The organism is Methylococcus geothermalis, assembly GCF_012769535.1.
Classification (GTDB): domain Bacteria; phylum Pseudomonadota; class Gammaproteobacteria; order Methylococcales; family Methylococcaceae; genus Methylococcus; species Methylococcus geothermalis.
This window is the reverse complement of the sequence record NZ_CP046565.1, coordinates 132,392-146,211: the sequence shown is the minus strand read 5'-3', so window position 1 is coordinate 146,211 and position 13,820 is coordinate 132,392. Positions and strand designations below refer to the sequence as shown.

14 protein-coding genes are annotated in these 13,820 nt (G+C 65.2%); 6 read left to right on the top strand and 8 right to left on the bottom strand.

The genetic code is table 11. From position 1 onward, the window contains the following. Window positions 1-11 precede the first annotated feature (11 nt). Both GNH96_RS00675 and GNH96_RS00670 read left to right on the top strand, forming a co-directional pair. A complete protein-coding gene (locus GNH96_RS00675; RefSeq protein ID WP_169601350.1) occupies window positions 12-299 on the top strand; it encodes an RnfH family protein in 288 nt (95 codons plus the stop codon). Between the two features lie 18 nt (window positions 300-317). Then, the gene (locus tag GNH96_RS00670; protein WP_169601348.1) at window positions 318-677 is read left to right on the top strand and encodes a hypothetical protein; all 360 of its coding nucleotides are present in this window, start codon (window positions 318-320) and stop codon (window positions 675-677) included. Between the two features lie 59 nt (window positions 678-736). Here GNH96_RS00670 and GNH96_RS00665 read toward each other — a convergent pair whose 3' ends face one another. The 8 genes from GNH96_RS00665 to GNH96_RS00630 all read right to left on the bottom strand — a co-directional run bounded on the left by GNH96_RS00665 (window position 737) and on the right by GNH96_RS00630 (window position 9,845). Then, window positions 737-2,191 (bottom strand): efflux transporter outer membrane subunit, encoded by a 1,455-nt coding sequence (locus GNH96_RS00665; RefSeq protein ID WP_169601346.1) that lies wholly within the window; start codon window positions 2,189-2,191, stop codon window positions 737-739. Window positions 2,192-2,259: 68 nt separating this feature from the next. Then, a complete protein-coding gene (locus tag GNH96_RS00660; protein WP_169601344.1) occupies window positions 2,260-5,322 on the bottom strand; it encodes an efflux RND transporter permease subunit in 3,063 nt (1,020 codons plus the stop codon). Next, window positions 5,319-6,437: an efflux RND transporter periplasmic adaptor subunit gene (locus GNH96_RS00655; protein ID WP_169601342.1), complete on the bottom strand. Its 1,119-nt coding sequence runs from the start codon at window positions 6,435-6,437 to the stop codon at window positions 5,319-5,321. The genes GNH96_RS00660 and GNH96_RS00655 overlap by 4 nt, the downstream gene beginning before the upstream one ends. A gap of 471 nt (window positions 6,438-6,908) precedes the next feature. Beyond that, window positions 6,909-7,379, bottom strand: coding sequence for a MarR family winged helix-turn-helix transcriptional regulator (locus tag GNH96_RS00650; protein WP_228719936.1), 471 nt, complete (start codon window positions 7,377-7,379; stop codon window positions 6,909-6,911). Between the two features lie 227 nt (window positions 7,380-7,606). Next, the gene (locus tag GNH96_RS00645) at window positions 7,607-7,909 is read right to left on the bottom strand and encodes a hypothetical protein (RefSeq protein WP_169601340.1); all 303 of its coding nucleotides are present in this window, start codon (window positions 7,907-7,909) and stop codon (window positions 7,607-7,609) included. Between the two features lie 418 nt (window positions 7,910-8,327). Then, a complete protein-coding gene (locus GNH96_RS00640; protein WP_169601338.1) occupies window positions 8,328-8,540 on the bottom strand; it encodes a thioredoxin domain-containing protein in 213 nt (70 codons plus the stop codon). Between the two features lie 10 nt (window positions 8,541-8,550). Beyond that, window positions 8,551-8,988: a VOC family protein gene (locus tag GNH96_RS00635; RefSeq protein WP_169601336.1), complete on the bottom strand. Its 438-nt coding sequence runs from the start codon at window positions 8,986-8,988 to the stop codon at window positions 8,551-8,553. Between the two features lie 128 nt (window positions 8,989-9,116). Continuing rightward, on the bottom strand, window positions 9,117-9,845 hold the full coding sequence (locus GNH96_RS00630; protein WP_228719935.1) for a class I SAM-dependent methyltransferase: 729 nt from the start codon (window positions 9,843-9,845) through the stop codon (window positions 9,117-9,119). 145 nt (window positions 9,846-9,990) lie between these two features. On the opposite strand from GNH96_RS00630, the gene GNH96_RS00625 reads away from it, so the two are divergent. The 4 genes from GNH96_RS00625 to hisA all read left to right on the top strand — a co-directional run bounded on the left by GNH96_RS00625 (window position 9,991) and on the right by hisA (window position 13,820). Continuing rightward, window positions 9,991-11,658, top strand: coding sequence for a pyridoxal phosphate-dependent decarboxylase family protein (locus tag GNH96_RS00625; protein WP_169601333.1), 1,668 nt, complete (start codon window positions 9,991-9,993; stop codon window positions 11,656-11,658). A gap of 95 nt (window positions 11,659-11,753) precedes the next feature. After that, window positions 11,754-12,347, top strand: coding sequence for an imidazoleglycerol-phosphate dehydratase HisB (hisB, locus tag GNH96_RS00620; RefSeq protein ID WP_169601331.1), 594 nt, complete (start codon window positions 11,754-11,756; stop codon window positions 12,345-12,347). A 48-nt stretch (window positions 12,348-12,395) separates the two neighbouring features. Then, complete coding sequence (gene hisH / locus GNH96_RS00615; RefSeq protein WP_169601329.1) at window positions 12,396-13,037, top strand: imidazole glycerol phosphate synthase subunit HisH; 642 nt, start codon at window positions 12,396-12,398, stop codon at window positions 13,035-13,037. A 51-nt stretch (window positions 13,038-13,088) separates the two neighbouring features. Beyond that, window positions 13,089-13,820 carry a 1-(5-phosphoribosyl)-5-[(5-phosphoribosylamino)methylideneamino]imidazole-4-carboxamide isomerase gene (gene hisA / locus GNH96_RS00610; protein WP_169601327.1) on the top strand — a complete coding sequence of 244 codons (732 nt, stop codon included), beginning with the start codon at window positions 13,089-13,091 and terminating at the stop codon, window positions 13,818-13,820.

Genomic DNA, 13,820 nt, shown 5'->3' with positions numbered 1-13,820 from the left:
GACCACGCGTCATGAACGTAGGCATTTGTTATGCGGATTCCGACCGCCAGTTGTGGCTCAGGATGGAGGTGCCGGATGAAAGCACGGTCGAACAGGCCATCCACCGTTCCGGCATCCTGGAACGGTTTCCGGAAATCGACTTGGGCGTTCAGAAGGTCGGCATCTTCGGCAAGCTGGTGAAGCTGGACACGCCGGTGAAGGAGGGCGACCGCATCGAGATTTACCGGCCGATCACCGCCGATCCCAAGACGGTGCGGCGCCGCAAGATCGCTTCCGACGACGATGACGATGACGATTGATGACAGGAAGGCTCGCCGATGGATGCCGGCATGAAGCAGCGGGGCGAAGCGGTCTGCGCCAGGCTGAGACGCGAAATCGAGAAGTTGGGGATCGCGCCCGACAGGCTTACGCGGCTCCCGGTCTACGATGAGGCCGAGTTCGAAGCCAGCAAGGATCCTTACAGCGGCGAGGAAACCCTCTGCGGACGCTGGCGCGACGCCCGCGGCCACAGCATCGGGCAGATGAAATTCCACGGCGACGGCTCGTTCTACGCGGAATTCGACGTGGTCCTGCCGCATCCCGGCGACCCGCGCTGGTTCGTGGAAGGCGTGACGGCCTGGGGGCGGGGCGATGTCATCAAGAGTGAGGCGAAATTGCTGGAGGCACTGGGGGAGTGAGATTTCGGCGTTGCTACCGAAGGGGAGGGTTCCCGAGGAGTCGACCCTTGGGGCTCCTGTCAGTCCGTTTTGACGGAAACCGGTTCCTCCGCCCATCCCCCCCCGAACGCGCGATACAACGAAACCAGCGAAACCAGGGTAGCGGTCCGGGCTTTGACGTTTTCATCCAGGGCCGACAGCTTCGAACCACGGGCATCCAGCACCGAAAGGTAATCGCCCGCTCCCCGGTCATATAGCGCTTCGGCCGAGCGCCGCGCTTGTTCCGCCGCCGCTTCCGCCTGCAGCAGCCGGCTGCGGCGCTCGCTGGCCGTGCGATGGGCGACGAAGGCGTTTTCGACATCCTCCAGCGCGAGCAGGAAGGTCTTCTCGTAATTCGCGGCGACCTGGTCGAGCCTTGCGTCGGCGGCGGTGATCCGGGAGCGGATGCGCCCGGCATTGAAGATGGGCGCGGTGAGGCCAGACCCCAAGGCATAGACGCTTTCCGCGAGGCTGGGAAAGCCGCCGACCGCCAGCGCGCCGAAGCCTCCGCTGGCCGACAGCACCAGTTTCGGCAGCAGGTCGGCGCGGGCCGCGCCCAGGCTGGCCGCCGCGGCAACGACTTCAGCCTGCACCTGGCGGAGGTCGGGCCTCTGCCCGAGCAGGCTCGACGGCAGCAGTTGGGGAATGGCGGGCGCCGAGCCCGGCAGCGGACGGGGTTCTCTCAACCTGGCTTGCAGCGCCTGCGGCGGCTGGCCGGTCAAGACGCCCAGACGGTGAATCAAACGGACGGCGGTTTCCTTCAGTTTCGGCAGTGTCGCCTCCGCGCTCTGCACCAGCGCGTCCTGGCCGGCGACGGCGGTTTCATTGGCGAGGCCGGCGCGGTAGAACGCCTTCAAAGCCTTCAGCCGCTCGCGCTGCACCTCGAGATTGTCCTCGAATACCGCCGTCTGCTGCTGCACACCGCGCAGCTCCAGGTAGTTCGTCGCCACCTGGGCCAGCAGCCCGACCTGGGCCGCATGCAGGGCTTCCTCCGCGCCCAGCGCCTGCGCTGCTGCCGCCTCGGCTTCCAGATGGCGCTGGCCGAACAGGTCCAGCTCCCAGCGCGCGGCGAGGCCGCCGGTGACCATGTCGGCCGTGGGGGTGATCAATTGATAGCCCTGGGAGCCGGGGACGGCGATGATGCGGTCGATCCTCTTTTCGCGTCCGCCGGAAGTGAAGAAGTCGACGCTGGGATAAAGCGCGGCGTCGGCGGCGACCACCATGGCTGCGGCCTCCCGCACCCGTGCCTGGGTGGCCCGGAGGTCCTGGTTGGCGGCGAGCGCGCGGTCGATCAGGGCGTTCAGCTCCGGGTCATCGAATCCTTTCCACCAGCTCTTCAGGGCTGCGGGGCTCGATGCCATCCGCGTCTCAGGGGCATGGCTCCATTGGTCGGGCACCGCCGGTGTCGCCGGGGGATCGACCCGCGTCGGCGTGCAGGCGGACAACAGGAAGCTTGCAGTCAGTGCGCCGGCCAGCGCCGTAAGGATCGGGTTCATGTGCGCCCTCCTTGGCGCGCCCCCTACGGGTGGCCTCCGGCTGTCCCCATTCGCTCCCGACGAAGGGGTCATGCGGCCCCCTCGCGCCGGGGCCGGCGGCCGACCCTGAACCAGGCCGCGTAGAGCGCCGGCAGGAAGAACACCGTGAGCAGGGTGGCCACGGTGAGCCCGCCCATGATGGCGATCGCCTGCGGGGCGAAGAAGTCGTTGGTGGAGAGCGGGATCATGGCGAGGATCGCCGCGGCGGCCGTGAGCATGATCGGCCGGAAGCGGCGGACCGTGGATTCGATGATGGCGCTGCGGGTGTCGGAACCGGCCTTTTCGTCCTGCTCGATCTGGTCCACCAGGATCACCGAGTTGCGCATGATCATGCCGGCCAGGGCGATGATGCCGAGCAGCGCCACGAAACCGAACGGCGCCCGGAACAGCAGCAGGGCAAAGGCGGCTCCGATCACGCCCAGGGGCGCGGTGACGAAGACCAGGAAGGTGCGGGACAGATTCTGCAATTGCAGCATCAGCAGCAGCAGAGTGACGACGAGCACCAGCGGAATCCAGATCAGGATCGACTTCTGGGCGATCCATGCGTCCTCCTTGGCGGCGCCGGTTTCGACGAAATAGCCGGGCGGCAGCGCGTCTTTGATGGGTTTGAGCGCCGGCTCGATCTGCGCCGCCACATCGGGTGCCAGCATGCCGTCGGCGACATCGGCGCGTACCGAGATCGCCGGGAAGCGGTTGCGGCGCCACCGCACCCCGTCCTCGAACACCGTTTCGAAACGCACCACCTGGGATAGCGGGACCGACTTGCCGTTGCCGGTGGGCACGCTGAGGCTGGGCAGGTCGCCGGCATCCGTCCGCAGCCGCGTTTGGGCGCGCCAGACGATATCGATGAGTTTGTCGTCTTCGCGGAACTGGCCCACGGTCAATCCGGTGTAGTAGGCCCGTAGGGCTTGCGCCAGACCGGCCGTGCTGACGCCCAGCGCGCGTGCCTTGTCCTGGTCCAGCGTCAGGCGCAGCGATGGAATGCGCTCGTGCCAGTCGTCGTTCACATCCACGGCATGGGGGTTGGTACGCACGACTGCCGCCACCTGGTCGGCGATGTGGCGCACCACGGCCGGATCTTCGCCGAAAACCCGGAATACCACCGGATAATCCATCGGCGGGCCGACGTTGAGGCGCATGGCGCGACCGCGCACTTCCGGGAAATCCGCGGCCAGCGCCTCGCGGACTCGCCGCATCACCCGCTCGCGCGCGCCGTTGTCGCCCGTCATCACTACGAATTCGGCCAGGTTGGCATTGGCGAGCTGCTGCACGATGAGCAGGAAAAAGCGCGGGCTGCCGCCGCCGATGTACGAGGCATAACTCACCACATCCGGGTCGTTGGCCAGAACCGCCTCCATTCGTTTGGCCGCGGCTTCGGTCTGGGCGAAACTGCTTCCTTCGGGCAGCCACAGGTCGATCACCACCTCCGGCCGGTTCGACAGCGGGAAAAACTGCTCCGGCACCTCCCTCAAAGTCGCGATGCCGAGGCCGAACAGCGCTATCGTGGCGACGATGACCTTGCCGCGATGCTCGACGCAAGCCGACACCCCGTGCCGCAGGCGGCAATAAAAAGGGCTATCGTAGAGCTTGTGGCCGGAGGCGGCCGCTTGCCTGCCGAGCACCATGAATCCCAGGTAAGGTGTGAAGATCACCGCCCCGAACCAGGACATGAGCAGCGACAGCCCCACCACCTGGAAGATCGCTTGCGTGTACTCGCCGGCCTGCGAACGGGCCAAGCCTACCGGCAGGAAGCCGGCGATGGTGATCAGGGTGCCGGTGAGCATCGGAAAGGCCGTGGCGCGGTAGGCGAAGGTCGCGGCCCGCATCCGGTCCCAGCCTTCCTCGAGCTTCCGGGCCATCATCTCGATGGCGATCATGGCATCGTCCACCAGCAGCCCGAGCGCCAGGATCAGCGCGCCCAGCGAGATGCGGTGCAGGGCGATGCCGGCCAGCAGCATGCCGAGCAGGGTGGCGGCCAGCACCAGCGGCACCGTCAGCGCGACGACCGCGCCTGCGCGCAGTCCCAGGCTCAGGAAGCTGACCAGGAGCACCGCCGCCAAGGCTTCGAAGAACGTGCGCTTGAATTCGCCGATGGAGCGTTCGACGACGCGCGCCTGGTCGGCGACCTTTTCCACCTCGATCCCTACCGGCAGCTCGCTTTCGACGCGCTTCAGCGTGGCGTCCAGAGCCTTCCCCAGCGCCAGCACGTCGCCTTTCTTGTTCATGGCGATGCCAAGCCCGATGACGTCCTTGCCGTTGAAACGCATCCGGAATTCCGGCGGGTCGACGTAGCCGCGTCTCACTTCGGCGAAGTCGACGACCCGGAAAGTCCGGCCATCGACGCGCACCGCGAGATTCGCCACGTTGTCCACCGCGTCGAAACTCCCGCTGATCCGGATCGGAAGATCGCCCTTGGCCGTATACACCGTCCCCGCCGGCGCCATGATATTTTGGCCCTGAAGCGCGGCGGCCACCGAGGCGGCATCCAGACCCAGCTGGGCCAGCTTCTTGTCGGAAAACTCGATGTAGATCTTTTCGTCCTGGACGCCGATGAGATCGGCCTTCTCCACGTCCTTGACCCGCAGGAGCTGCTGGCGGGCCGCCTCGACCTGCGCCTTGAGCCGGGCGTAGTCGAAGCCTTCGCCGGAGAAGGCATAGATGAGGCTGTAGGTGTCGCCGAACTCGTCGTTGAAGAACGGCCCGATGGCGCCCTGCGGCAACGTCGCGCGGATGTCGCCGATTTTCTTGCGGACCTGGTACCAGAGATCGGCAACCTCTTCCGGCGAGGTTTCCTCGCGCGGCACCACGAACACCAGCGACTCCCCCGGCTTGGAATAACTGCGCAGGTAGTCCAGGTCCGGCAGTTCCTGGAGCTTTTTTTCCAGGCGGTCGGTGAGCTGCTGCTCCACTTCCCGTGCCGTCGCGCCCGGATAGAGCGTCTTCACCACCATCAGGCGGAAGGTGAATTCCGGATCTTCCCGCTGTTCCAGACGGAAATAGGCGAAGATGCCGCCCAGCATCACCAGGGCCAGGAGAAACCCGGTGAAGGCGCGGTGTTCCAGAGCCCATTGGCTCAGGTTGAAATCCTTCATGGCCGATGGCCGGCGGAATCGGGCAGAATGCGCACTTTCTGGCCTTCGGCCAGGCGCTGAACGCCGGCGCTGACCACGAGCTGGCCGGGCGCCAGTCCTTCCACGGCGATGCGTTCCCCGCTCAAAGTCCCGCCCAGCCGGACCGGTACCGATTTGACCGTGAGCTTCGCCTCGTCCACCAGCCATACGCGTGGCGAATCGGGCTGTTGCTGGGGGCTGAACACGCACGAGAGCGGAATTGCCACGCCGTCTGTCCCGTTTGCGTCGACCCAGACGTTCGCGGTCATGCCGAGCCGGGCGATATCCTGGCCTTCGAGCAGGGTCGCCCGGACCCGGTAGGTCCGGCTGGCGGGGTCGGCCGCCGCGGCGATCTCGCGGATGCGCGCTTTGAGCCGCCGCTCGTCGGCCCAGAGCGTGACCGCCACGTCCTGTCCCGGACGTATCTGGGCGATGCGATGTTCCGGGATGTCGACGCCGACCTCCTTGTCGTCGAGCCTGGCCAGCGTGACCACCGGCTGGCCGGCGGCGAGCACCTGGCCGGTCTCCGCCGCGACCGCCGTCACCACTCCGTCCCGGTCGGCGCGCAGCTCGGTGTAATCCAGTTGGTTGACCGCCTGGCCGAGCTGGGCTTCGAGCGCGGACACGCGTTCCTTGGCGGCGGTGAGGGCGGTACGGCGGCGATCGAATTCGGGAGGGCTGATGACGCGCTGATCCAGCAGTTCGCGGTATCTACCGAGGTCGGCGCGGGTGAAATCCAGCTCCGCCCGGGCGGAGGCCAGCTGCGCCCGGGCGGTTTGCACGGCCAGCTTGTAATCGGCGGCGTCCAGGCTGCCCAGCAACTGGCCTTTCCGGACCGTATCGCCCAGCTCGACCGGGCGCGACGCCAGCTTCCCGGCGACCCGGAAGGACAAAGCGGTCTCGTGGCGGGCCTTGACTTCGCCGGCGAAGCTCATGCCGATGGGGCTTGGTGCGCCGCCAACCCGAAAGGTCACGACCGGTCGGGTTTGATCCGGCCCCCCCCGGCTGTCCGAGCATGCCGCGAGTGTCGACAGAATCGCGAGGAGGACGATCGAGCTGAAATTCCCCGGTTTCCACGGAATGGTGTCGTATGTCATGGAGAGTTCCCTGGCCCTGGCGGCCGAGGCGAGGATAGATGGGCTCGGCGGGCGTAAAATCCTGAAGATGGTGTGGCGGCGTGACCCGCAAGATAGGCAGTGCACTTCATAACGCTTTTTCCCTGCTCTTGGCAAGGGGAAAATCAAGCGGGAAAACACCGGACAGTCGGCAGTGAGCCGGAAATCGGGCCGGCCGTCGAGTCCTTCCCGAACGCCCAGCGTCCGGTTGCGGATCGATTTCCGGGCGCCCGATGCCGACAAAACCGACGTCATCGGCGCCGGCCTCCAGGGCAATCCGCCTCGGCCAGGCGGCTTCCAGTGCCGCTGTTTCCGTAGCCGGTGCCTGGTCGAGCAGGCGTATGACGGTCGGATGGTTCCGCGGGCCTTTCGTATGGGTGTGGTTCATGGAAAGCGACTCCCGCCGTCGAGCCGGCATGGAAGGTGTAGCTACACATAGTTGGCGAAAAAATTTCAACGCGCCAGGGCGGCCTCGACCAGGGCCGCCATGTTATCCATCAGCGCCTGCAGCCGTTCCGGCCCCAGTTTCGCCATGAGTCGGGCCTGAGCCTGCTTCCATAGCGGGTACGCTTGCCGAAGCACCGCGAGGCCTTCTTCCGTTATCGCGACCCGCCTGGTTCGGCGGTCCGTGCCCACCGTCACCACGACGAGACCCTGCTTCTCCAGTACATTCAGATTGCGGGTCAAGGTGGTCCGATCCATGACGGCCATTTCGGCCAGCCGGCCCACGGTCACCGGCCCGGCCATTTTCGCCGCGACGAGGAGAGAAAACTGCGTGCCGCGGATGCCGGCGGGACGCAAGGCGTCGTCATAGTGCTGACCCACCGCGCGCATGGCCTTGCGCAGGTTGAACCCCGTGCAGTCCATGCACAGCCGGTAGTCGGGTTCGAATTCGGGGGCGGTTTGGGAAGGGAGCAAGGTCACACCTTCATTCCGTCTCTTGATAAAGGGAGTATATGCACGTATTTATTCGCATCAACCCCTGGCCGGCGGACATGGGCGGCGTGTACCTGAAGGGAAGGGGCGTCCGCCATCAAAAAAGACAGGACGGATGAGCCGTCCTGCCCACAAACGATGGGGATTGAGGAAGTCCGTTTCGTAGGCGCGGGATGCCGGCTTGACGGCGTCCCGCGCGTACTCTGGCGCGAGATTTATCGGCCGCAGTCGTAAGCCTTGGCCGTCGCGATGCCGTTGAAGGCGCCGGATGACCGGAGCTCGCCCCAGACGATATGGCTTGCGCCGATCTGAGAGGCTTCTTTTTCGGCGGATGCCTTGGCCTGAGGCTGCCAGCCTCCAAGGTTCTTGCCGTAACCGGAAGATCCCATGACGGTTTTCAAGAACCTGCAGCTTTTGACGTCATCTTCGGTAACGATGTCGGGTTTGGCATGGGCCTGTCCGGCCAGGAGGCCAAAAGTCAGCACGATGCCCATGGTGGTTGTGGTTTTGGTAAGCATGGAGCGTTCCTCGGTAGACGGGGTCTTGGCGTCAACATTGTTGCATCATTATGGTGCGTAAAATGACGATGCACCAATGACGTGCGCAAGATCATATGACGTATCGCCTCAAAACGAAACTACCGGTTTATTCTTTTTTAGGCCTGATGGCGACCTTATTATGCATGGCGCGGGATGGCGAGCCGATTCACCGGCTTTGTGCGAAAGGTTCTGAAGGCGGGTCGATTGCCCCGTTATTGTGCCAAGCCCTAACATGGGGCGATGCGGTCCGAGGATGAGGGCTGGGTTGGGGCGGTTGGGCCATCGGCCTCGGGTCGCGGCGAGTTCCGCATCGAGTGTCCGAACTTTCGCCGTCGCGGGGCTTCGCGCCGTTGGGCGCGGCTCCGAAACAAGCGCCGTAGAACGCCAGCCAGCGCAGCTAGGGCCCGCGCAAGGGATCGCCGATCGGCGGCGCGCGCCCTGATTCCGGGTCAAGATCGGCGAGGAAGCCGGGTTCGTGCTGTTCGCCGGCGGTCAGATTTGAGAACCTGCAGCTCGTAGTCGGCTCCGCGAGTTCTTCGGGCAGCATGAATGTGCCGGTGGAGCGGCTGGAGGACGCATGGAACAGCGTGACGCGGCGATCGGCGGTCATCGGGAGGGGCTCAATGCTTGGAGAAGAAAACTTCGGCGCGTTGCTTGAGCTCCTCGGCCGGCACGTCTTCGATGTGGGTAGCGATCCACCAGAGGTTGCCGGAGGCATCGCGCACGCCGCCGTGGCGGTCGCCATAGAACTGGTTGGCGGGAGGCGAAATCGAAGTCGCCCCGGCGTCCAGGGCGCGCTGGTAAGCGGCGTCGGCATCCGGGACATAGAGATAGATCGCGCCGGGCATCGGCTGCCACTCGCCTCTCGCTTCACTCAGCATGACCACGGAGTCGCCGATTCGCATTTCGGCATGGCCGACGGTGCCGTCGGGTCGCATGATCCGCTCCCACTCCTTTGCGTCGAAGGCCTTTTTCATGAACTCGATCAGGTCGGCGGCGCCGCGTACGACCAAATAGGGGATGACGGTGTGATAGCCGTCGGGAATCGCTTTAGCCATGTCTTGCCTCCTGTGCGCGGGATCTTGAGGTGGCATATGAAGCGGAAGTTGCCTGACAGGCCGGATTCTAAGCTCAATCGCCATTGCTTACCTATAGGCCAATAGCCTTGCCGAAGGCCGACACAGGTTCAATCTTTCGCCACCGCCCGGATCAGCGCGCCGCCCAGCCTTCCCTCGCCCAGGGCCCGCCTGAGCGCGCCGTACCAGCCGGTCACGTAGCCGTACCAGTCCGGCCCGTGGGTCTGGGTGATCCAGTCGCGCTCGCGTTCGAAGCGCTTCAGGAGGTCCTCGTACCAGCCGGCGAATCGATCGCTCCAGTCCTCCTGGGTCTGCAGCTTCCAGCCTGCCGCATCCAGGGTATCGGCCACCGTTTCGGATTCGATCGGATTTCCGATCTCGGGGCCCAGCTCGGGCGGCGGAGGCGATCCGGCGGGGCGGGTGTAGTCGACCAGGAGCAGGAAGGCTCCGGAGCGAGCGGCCAGTCTCATCCGGCGCAGCGCTTCAGGCTGGTCGGGAAAGGCGTACAGGGCGGTGAACAGATAGACCAGGTCGAATCCGCTGAACCGTGCCGGCTCCATCCGGCAGACATCCTGCCGGACGAACCGGATTTCGGGATAGCGCTGGCGGGCCTCGTCGATCGACACGGCATCGATGTCGACACCGGTGACCTCGCCCCAGCCGTGGCGTTGGAACCAGTCGGCGGTGCCGCCGCGCCCGCAGCCGACGTCCAGAAGGCGGCGGATGGCATCGCGCGGCAGTCCTTCGACCGCGGCGAGAATGGCATCCTCTTCGCCGGGATGGGCGTAGTCCCCTTCCCGGGCGTGTGCCAGAATGGCTTTGCCGGCGGGGGAGTTCATTCGGAAATCCATGGGGGGCTTTTTCCGCTGGATGGCGCTTGCCGCGATTATATCGTCTGCTCCGGGTACTGGACCTCGGCGGAGGCTTGGTTTAGTTTGCTCGAATGACGCGGTTCCCAACCGGACGAGCCCAGGGAGGACGAACGTGAACGCGTATCATCGCCACTACAGCGAGATTCTGGAAACCCTCAAGACCTGTTTCCCGTCGCCGGTGTCCAATCCGGTCATGGACGGCTACTTCGTGCATACGCTGTCCTGTTTCCTGGACAGAGTGGACGATCTCAAGTCGGCCTCGCCCATCCTGGGCTCGACGCTGGACGGCGATTATTCCGCCCAGCGGGCCTTGCCGATGCCGGAGCGGATGAGTTCGATCGAGCAGATTACCGCGATGCTGGCGGACTATTGCCGCGGCATGGTGGTATGGGCGCATCCCAACGCCCAGGCCAACGTGATTCCGCCGCCCACCATCGCCAGCATCACCGCCTTCATCGCCAGTGCCATCTACAATCCGAACATCATCTGGGACGAGTACTCGGCGCGCTTTGCCGAGGCCGAAATCGAAGCGGTGGCCATGCTGGCGGATCTGGTCGGCTACGAGCGGGAGCATGCCGGCGGGATATTCACCTTCGGCGGCACCGGCACGATTCTGTATGGGCTCAAGCTGGCTCTGGAGAAGGTTTCCGGCGGCCGCGCGATGCGGGAAGGCGTCCGCAAGCCGTACAAGATACTGGCTTCGGGGGTGTCGCACTATTCCCGGGTGAACGTCGCCGGCTGGTTGGGGCTGGGCAGCGAGAATCTGGTCACCGTGCCCACCACGCTGCAGAACGAGATGTCGCTGACCCACCTGGAAAGCGAGCTGCGGCGGCGGTTCGACGCCGGCGAGGACGTGGCGGCGATCATCGCCACCCTCGGCACCACGGACGCGTTCGGCATCGACGACCTCGCCGCGATCGCCGATCTCCGGGATGCCCTGGCGGAGGAGTACCGCTTGCCGTATCGGCCGCACCTCCATGCCGATGCGGTGATCGGCTGGCCCTGGGCCGTGTTCAAGGACTATGACTTCGAGCTGAATCCCCTCGGATTCCACGCCCGCACCCTGAGTTCGCTGCAGGATTCGGTGGAGCGCATCGGCTTTCTGCACCGCGCCGACAGCATCGGGCTGGATTTCCACAAGACCGGCTACGCGCCCTATGTGTCCAGCGCCGTGTTGGTGAAAAACCGCGACGATCTGGCGCTCTTGAGCCGCGACCCGGCGCAGATGCCTTACCTCTACCAGTTCGGCCATTACCATCCAGGGCTGTTCACGCTGGAATGCTCGCGCTCCGGGGCCGGTGCGCTCGCCGCCCTCGCCAATCTCCGGTTGCTCGGCAAGGAGGGCTACCGGGTCATCCTCGGCCATAGCGTGGAAATGTCGGAACGCCTGCGCGAGCTGCTGGAGGAGCTGGATTTCGTCCATATCCTGAACGGCTGCAATTTCGGGCCGGTCACGCTGTTCCGGCTCTACCCGCCGGGGACCGATGCGGCTGCGGCCTATCATCGCGAGCTGACCGATCCGGCGTTCGCCGGCATGCTGGAGCGCCACAACCGCTTCAACCGCGAAATCTTCGACCGGATGCACGCCAAGGCGGTGAAAGGCGAGGGCGTGCTGCTGTCATGGACCGACGCCTACCGTGATGCCGGGCGCGGCAATGGCCGCATCGCCGCCATCAAATCGTTCATCATGAGCCCCTGGACCGACCGCCGTGCGGTCGACCGGGTGATGGACCAAGTGTGGCGGGCGTGGGAGGCATGCGGGCCCGAATTCTCGGCATAGAGGGCCGGAAAGGGCCTAGGGGCTTATGCGCGTTCCGCGGGCGGTATATCATAGGCACTTCAACCGCCAAGACACGATTCATTCTTCCCTCCCCCATGAACAGGCGAACCGCTGAGGTCGAGCGCTATACCCTGGAAACGCAGATACGGGTCCAGATCGACCTGGATGGTACCGGCAAGGGCAAATTCCGGAGCGGCGTGCCTTTTCTCGACCACATGCTCGACCAGGTGGCGCGGCACGGCTGCATGGACCTGGAGGTCGAAGCGAAGGGCGATCTGCACATCGACGCCCACCATACGGTGGAAGACGTCGGAATCACACTCGGCCAAGCCCTCGCCAAGGCGCTGGGCGACAAGCGAGGCATCCACCGCTACGGCCACGCCTACGTCCCGCTGGACGAGGCACTGTCCCGCGTGGTGATCGATTTCTCCGGACGTCCCGGCCTGTTCTACGAGGTCGATTTTCCCCGCGACCGCATCGGCGATTTCGAGGTGGACCTCTTCGTCGAGTTTTTCCGCGGATTCGTGAACCATGCCCAGGCGACGCTGCACATCGACAACCTCAAGGGGCAGAATGCCCATCATGTCGCCGAAACGATCTTCAAGGCGTTCGGGCGCGCGTTGCGCGCGGCCGTCGAACGCGATGCCAGGACCGCCGGGGTCCTCCCCTCGACCAAAGGCCTGCTCTGAGCCCGATCCCCGATCCATCCTTCCTTACTTTCGACAGAACCTGAGCTTATGTCTTCGGTGGCAGTCATCGATTACGGCATGGGGAATCTCCACTCCATCGCCAAGGCGCTCCAGCATGCGGACGCAAACGCCGCAGTGGCGGTCACCTCCGAGCCGGCCGCGATACTCGCGAGCGATCGCGTGGTGTTCCCCGGCGTGGGGGCCATGCGCGACTGCATGGCGCACATCGCCGAACGCGGACTGGAGCCGGTGATCCGGAGCGCCGCCGCCGACAAGCCTTTCCTCGGCATCTGTCTCGGCATGCAGGCGCTGCTGGAAGAGAGCGAGGAGAACGGCGGCACCCGCAGCCTCGGCCTCATTCCCGGCCGGGTGTTGCGGTTCCCGGCGGGGCTCACCGATGCCGGCGGCGAACCGCTCAAGATTCCGCACATGGGCTGGAACCGGGTGCATTTCAGCAACCCGTCCCATCCGCTCTGGGCCGGCATCCCGGCGGAGAGCTGGTTCTATTTCGTGCACAGCTATTACGCGGCGCCCGCCGATCCGGCCGATGTCGCCGCGACCAGCGACTATCCCGGCCCGTTCGCGGCCGCCGTGGCGCGGGGCAATGTTTTCGCGGTGCAGTTCCACCCCGAAAAAAGCCAGGCCGCCGGCTTGCGCCTGCTGGCCAATTTCCTCCGGTGGGAACCTTAAGGACATCCCGTTGAAAAACCCGTTACTGAGGGCGTTGAGGGCCTTACGTTTATGTTGCTGATACCGGCTATCGACTTGAAAGATGGCAAATGCGTCCGCCTGCGGCAGGGCCGCATGGAAGACGACACGGTGTTTTCCGACGATCCGGTGGCGGTGGCCGGCCGCTGGGTTGCCGCCGGCGCCCGGCGCCTCCATCTGGTGGACCTGGACGGCGCCTTCGCCGGCAGGCCGCGCAATGCCGAGACCATCCATGCCATCCGGGAGACCTACCCCGACATCGAAATCCAGGTCGGCGGCGGCATCCGCGACGAGGAGACCATCCAGGGCTACCTGAACGCCGGGGTCGATTTCGTCATCATCGGCACCAAGGCCGTCAGCGCGCCCCATTTCGTGAGCGATGTCACCGCCGAATTCCCCAACCATATCATCATCGGACTGGACGCCCGCGACGGCAAAGTCGCCATCGACGGCTGGTCCAAGCTCTCGCACCACGACGTGATCGATCTGGCGCAGAAGTTCGAGGAGGATGGGGTGGAGGCGATCATCTATACCGACATCAGCCGCGACGGGATGATGGCCGGCGTGAACATCGAGGCCACCTCCCGGCTGGCGCGCGCGATCCACATCCCCGTGATCGCCTCCGGCGGCATCACGACGATCGACGACATCAGGGCGCTGGGCGGGATCGTCGGCGACGGCGTCATCGGCGCCATCACCGGCCGGGCGATCTACGAAGGCACCCTGGATTTCGCAGAAGGCCTCAAGCTGGCGGAAAGCTTCTAG

Excerpts from the sequence above, each read along its gene's own strand:
- GNH96_RS00665 (WP_169601346.1), bottom strand. The coding sequence starts at position 2,191 with ATGAACCCGATCCTTACGGCGCTGGCCGGCGCACTGACTGCAAGCTTC.
- hisB (WP_169601331.1), top strand. The coding sequence starts at position 11,754 with ATGAACAGGCGAACCGCTGAGGTCGAGCGCTATACCCTGGAAACGCAG.
- hisH (WP_169601329.1), top strand. The coding sequence starts at position 12,396 with ATGTCTTCGGTGGCAGTCATCGATTACGGCATGGGGAATCTCCACTCC.
- GNH96_RS00655 (WP_169601342.1), bottom strand. The coding sequence starts at position 6,437 with ATGACATACGACACCATTCCGTGGAAACCGGGGAATTTCAGCTCGATC.
- GNH96_RS00635 (WP_169601336.1), bottom strand. The coding sequence starts at position 8,988 with ATGGCTAAAGCGATTCCCGACGGCTATCACACCGTCATCCCCTATTTG.
- hisA (WP_169601327.1), top strand. The coding sequence starts at position 13,089 with ATGTTGCTGATACCGGCTATCGACTTGAAAGATGGCAAATGCGTCCGC.
- GNH96_RS00660 (WP_169601344.1), bottom strand. The coding sequence starts at position 5,322 with ATGAAGGATTTCAACCTGAGCCAATGGGCTCTGGAACACCGCGCCTTC.
- GNH96_RS00645 (WP_169601340.1), bottom strand. The coding sequence starts at position 7,909 with ATGCTTACCAAAACCACAACCACCATGGGCATCGTGCTGACTTTTGGC.
- GNH96_RS00670 (WP_169601348.1), top strand. The coding sequence starts at position 318 with ATGGATGCCGGCATGAAGCAGCGGGGCGAAGCGGTCTGCGCCAGGCTG.
- GNH96_RS00640 (WP_169601338.1), bottom strand. The coding sequence starts at position 8,540 with ATGACCGCCGATCGCCGCGTCACGCTGTTCCATGCGTCCTCCAGCCGC.
- GNH96_RS00630 (WP_228719935.1), bottom strand. The coding sequence starts at position 9,845 with ATGAACTCCCCCGCCGGCAAAGCCATTCTGGCACACGCCCGGGAAGGG.
- GNH96_RS00675 (WP_169601350.1), top strand. The coding sequence starts at position 12 with ATGAACGTAGGCATTTGTTATGCGGATTCCGACCGCCAGTTGTGGCTC.